We start from the raw sequence: 296 nt of genomic DNA, 5'->3' as shown, positions 1-296 counted from the left end.
AGTGAGGTACAGCTGGCTATGGACGAAGAACGCGACGTAGCAGAGGTCGACGACCACCCAGAGGGCCCAGCATTGCAGGCGCTTCTGGGCCATCCACAGCTGGGCGACCAGACTGAATGACGTCAGCGCGGCGTCGAGCCAGGGGGCGCTGGCATCCGTGTGATTGGCCATGAGATAGCCGAGCAGCCAGGCACCGAGCGCCCCCATCGACAGGCCTGTCGCCAGGCTGGCGAGGCTCAGTCGACTGACCTTGCGCCCGTCGTGCTGGTCTCCGCCGCGTGTCCACTGCCACCAGC

General features: G+C 66.6%; 1 protein-coding gene. It reads right to left on the bottom strand.

Going from position 1 to position 296, the window contains the following annotated elements; genetic code table 11:
- The coding region (locus J0A65_RS27030) for a nicotinamide mononucleotide transporter family protein (RefSeq protein WP_206597238.1) at positions 1-296 on the bottom strand (296 nt) is incomplete at both ends.

The organism is Bowmanella yangjiangensis (genome assembly GCF_017255015.1).
Classification (GTDB): domain Bacteria; phylum Pseudomonadota; class Gammaproteobacteria; order Enterobacterales; family Alteromonadaceae; genus Bowmanella; species Bowmanella yangjiangensis.
This window is presented reverse-complemented; position numbering and strand designations above follow the sequence as displayed.